General features: G+C 68.1%; 2 protein-coding genes and 1 pseudogene. All 3 read left to right on the forward strand.

What is annotated here, in order from left to right; genetic code table 11:
* Positions 1 to 2,386 (forward strand): glycoside hydrolase family 3 protein (locus tag DBR22_RS02330; RefSeq protein ID WP_108597609.1); only part of this gene is annotated, 2,386 nt, incomplete at its 5' end.
* Positions 2,383 to 3,897: a glycoside hydrolase family 43 protein gene (locus DBR22_RS02335; protein WP_108597610.1), complete on the forward strand. Its 1,515-nt coding sequence runs from the start codon at positions 2,383 to 2,385 to the stop codon at positions 3,895 to 3,897. The genes DBR22_RS02330 and DBR22_RS02335, both read left to right, overlap by 4 nt.
* Before the next feature lie 54 nt (positions 3,898 to 3,951).
* Positions 3,952 to 4,360, forward strand: a pseudogene (locus tag DBR22_RS02340) (hypothetical protein); the annotation flags it as partial.

A 4,360-nucleotide genomic window follows, 5' to 3' on the forward strand; every position in this document is an offset into this window, starting at 1 on the left:
CTGGACCACCTGGCCGCTGGAGAAGATCGGCCTGCGCCGGATGCTGTTCTCCGATGGCCCCACCGGCGTCCGCGGCGAGGTCTGGGACGAACGCCAGCCCTCCATGAACTTCCCCTCAGCCGCAGCCATCAGCTCCTCGTGGGACCCGGCCATCGCGGACCGGCTCGGTGCCGCCTCCGCGGTCGAGGCCCGCCGCAAGGGCGTGGACGTAGTACTGGGCCCCACTATCAACCTGCACCGATCGCCGCTGGGCGGCCGCCACTTCGAAGCGTTCAGCGAAGACCCGGTCCTGACCGCGGAACTGGCCGCAGCGTACGTGTCCGGCGTGCAGCGCAACGGCGTGGGCGCCACCCCCAAGCACTACATCGCCAACGACTCCGAAACGGACCGCTTCACCGTGGACGTGAAGGTGGGGGACAGGCCACTGCGCGAGCTGTACCTGCTCGCGTTCGAAAAGGCCATCGTCGAATCCAGGGCCTGGCTCGTGATGAGCGCCTACAACTCCATCAACGGCGCCACCGCCACCGAAAACGACCTTCTCGAGACCCCGCTGAACAGCGAATGGGGCTTTGACGGCATCGTCATCAGCGACTGGACCGCAGTGCGCAGCGTCAACAGCGCCAACGCCTCCCAGGACCTGGTCATGCCTGGTCCGGACGGCCCCTGGGGCGAGGCCCTTATGGTGGCCGTGAAGTCCGGCCAGGTCCCCGAAACAGCCATCGACCGCAAGGTCTTCCGCATCCTGCAGCTCGCGGCCCGCGTCGGCGCACTGGACGGCTTCGACGCCGTCCAGGCCGACCCGGCGGACCGGGAGGACCCCATCGCGTTCGCCCGCGAAGCCTCCGCCGCCGGCACCGTGATGGTGAAGAACGACGGCGTGCTGCCGCTGGATCCCGCCGCTGTCCGCAAGGTTGCGGTCATCGGGCACAACGCCCGCTACGCCCGCACCCAGGGCGGCGGGTCCGCCACCGTTGTCCCGGAAAAGATCATCACCCCGCTCGACGGAATACGGGCCGCCTTCGGTGCTGACAACGTCAGCTACAGTGTTGGCGCTGTGGTGCAGGAAGGCATCGCCGAACTCCCGCTGGAACAGATCACCAACCCGGTCACCGGGACCCCCGGCCTCCGTGTCCGTTTCCTGGACTCCAACGGGCGGGAACTCTTCGCCGAGGACCGCCGCTCCACCGCCCTGGTCTGGTTCGGCGGGGACGCACCCATCGCCGCGTCCTCCATGGTCCAGTTCCACACCGTCTACACCCCGGACGAAACCGGACCCGTGAAGCTCGGCTTCTCCACCGTGGGCCACGGCCGGATCTTCGTGGACGGCGTCCTGGCGCGCGAAGCCACCATCGAGGCAACGGGAACCGACCTCGGCGCCGCGTTCCTGGCACCGCCGTCAGCCTCCGTCGCCGTCCAGGCCACCGCAGGCGTGCCTTTGGAGGTCCGGATCGAACTGGACACCGCTGACCGCAGCGGTGCCCTGTCCAACGCCCTGGCCGTCACTATCGGTGTGGAAGCGGACGACGCCAATCCCGACTCCCTGATCCGCGACGCAGTGGAGGCCGCCCGTGCAGCCGAGGTCGCCGTCGTCGTGGTGGGCACCAACTCCCGCGTCGAATCCGAAGGCTACGACCGGACCTCCCTGGAACTGCCCGGCCTGCAGGACCGGCTGGTCCACGCCGTCGCCGCTGCCAACCCCCGCACCATCGTGATCGTGAACTCCGGCTCCCCGGTCCTGCTGCCATGGCGGGACGAGGTGGCCGCGACCCTGATCGGCTACTTTGGCGGCCAGGAATTCGGCCACGCGCTCACCGATATCCTTACGGGCACCACCGAACCCGGCGGCAGGCTCCCCACCACCTGGCCTGCCACCCAGGAGGATGTCCCCGTCATCAATGTCACCCCCGCAGCGGACGGAACGCTGATATACGACGAAGGCATCCACATCGGCTACCGCGCCTGGCTCAAAACCGGCACCACCCCGGCCTATGAATTCGGCTACGGCCTCGGCTACACCACCTGGACCCTGGACAGTGTGCCTGCCCCCGGAAACGCCGCACCCGGCGACGTCGTTCCGGTTGCCGTGACCCTGACCAACACCGGCGAACGCGCCGGCAAGAACGTCGTCCAGATCTACGCCGAAAAGCCAGGCTCCGCCGTCGACCGCCCGGTCCGCTGGCTGGTCGCCTCCACCCCCGTCTGGGCAGCTCCCGGCGAAACAGCCACCGCCAGCCTGGACGTTCCCACCCGGCTCCTGGCCTACTGGGACAACGGCTGGACCTACGAACCCGGCAGCTACACCCTCCGCATCGGCACCTCCGTCACCAACCTGCCTCTCAAAACCACGCTGACGCTGTCCGCAGCAGACCAGGAACACGCCGTATGAGCCCCCACAACACAAGCAGCCTGCCCAACCCGCTGATCCCCGGCTTCAATCCGGACCCCAGCATTGTCAAGGTGGGAAGCGACTACTACCTGGCGACCTCCACGTTCGAGTACCTGCCCGGCATCCCCGTCTACCACAGCACCGACCTGGTCACCTGGACCCGGATCGGCCACGTCGTGGACCGGGAAGGCCAGCTGGACTCCCGGGAGGTGCCCACCCTCGGCGGTGCCTGGGCGCCCACCATCCGCTTCCACGACGGCCTGTTCTACGTCGCCGTGACGGATGCCATGGCACGCGGCACCCTCGTGTTCACTGCGAAGGACCCGGCCGGCCCCTGGAGCGACGGCCTGTCCATCGAGGGTGCCGTCGGCATTGACCAGGACCTTGCCTGGGACGAGGACGGCACCTGCTACCTGACCTACTCGGGGCTGGACACGGTCACCGGAAACTTCGGCGAGCACGGTGGCATACTTCAGGTCCGCGTGGACCTGGAGGCGGGCAAGGCGCTGGAGGAACCCCGCAGCGTGTGGTCCGGTACCGGCCTGATGTTCCCGGAGGCCCCGCACCTCTACCGGCGCGGCGGCTACTGGTACCTTATGATCGCCGAGGGCGGCACTGAGCGCGGCCACAGCGTCAGCATCGCCCGCGGAACCAACCCGGCCGGGCCGTTCGAAAGCAACCCGGCAAACCCCATCCTGAGCGCCCGCAGCACCGACCGTCCCATCCAGAACACCGGCCACGGCGACCTCGTGGAAACACCGGACGGTGGCTGGGCCATGGTGCTCCTGGGCATGCGTCCCAAGGGCATGACCCGTGCATTCTCTGCCCTGGGCAGGGAAACCTTCATCACCCCGATCACCTGGGAAGACGGCTGGCCCGTCGCGGAACCCGTCATCCTGAACCCCCGCGAGGGCGGCACGTATGAGGATGACTTCGCCGAGGCAGAACTCGACGGCGGCTGGATCGCCGTTCGTCGCTTCCCCGGCGCCTTCGCCTCGACCGAAAAGAACCCCGGTCACCTCACCCTGACCAGCGACGGCACCAGCCTGGACGATGCCCGCCCAGCATTCCTTGGCCGCCGCCAGCAGTACCAGGTGGAAACCATCGCAGCACTCGTGGAGCCTGGAGAGAACGGTGCCGGCGGCCTGGCTGTCCGCTACGACGAAGCCCACCACTACTCCATAGAAACGGACGGAACCAGCATCACCGCCCGGGCCAGGATCTCCTCGATCGAACAGACGTGGACCCGGCCGGCCCCCGGTGGGCCGGTGGAACTGCGGATTGAAACCCGGGAAGCGAATCCGAACAGCGCCATCGGCAGCCTGAGCTCGGACACCGTAGCCCTGCAGACAGTCCTTGACGGCACGCCTGTCACCTTGACCGAGCTGGACGGCCGGTACCTCTCTGCCGAGACAGCCGCATCCTTTACCGGACGGGTTTCCGGCGTCTTCGCCAGCACCGGAACGGTCACGTTCGACCGGTTCCGCAGCGAGGGCCGCGAACCCCGCTGACACCGGCTCCAGCTCCAACCCGCTTCCACCCCCGCCACCCTTGAAAGGTCTTTCGTGACATCCACGTCCCTGACACCGCAGTCAGCCATCCGCCAGCAGGCCACCGTCAGCCGCTTCAGCGCCGAGTACCGGACGGACACCCCGTTCGTCCCTGAACCGCGGCCCCGGCTCAGCTGGGTGACCGTAACGCAGAGCACTGACTGGCTCCAGGCGGGGGCAGAACTCCGGCTGACCCGCGGCGAAACTGATGAGTCTGCGGTGCACGAAGGCCCGGAGTCGGTGCTGGTGGAGTGGCCTTTCAGGGACATCGCCGCAGGTGAGCAGGTGGAAGTGGAAGTCCGGGTTTCCGGGAACGACGGCGGCACCACGGATTGGAGCGCACCGCTGACGCTGGTGGGCGGGTTTGTCGAGGATCCGTGGCAGGCCGAAGCAATCGGCCTGCCGTCGCCGGCCGGGGAGGAAC

The organism is Arthrobacter sp. HMWF013, assembly GCF_003061105.1.
Lineage (GTDB): Bacteria > Actinomycetota > Actinomycetes > Actinomycetales > Micrococcaceae > Arthrobacter.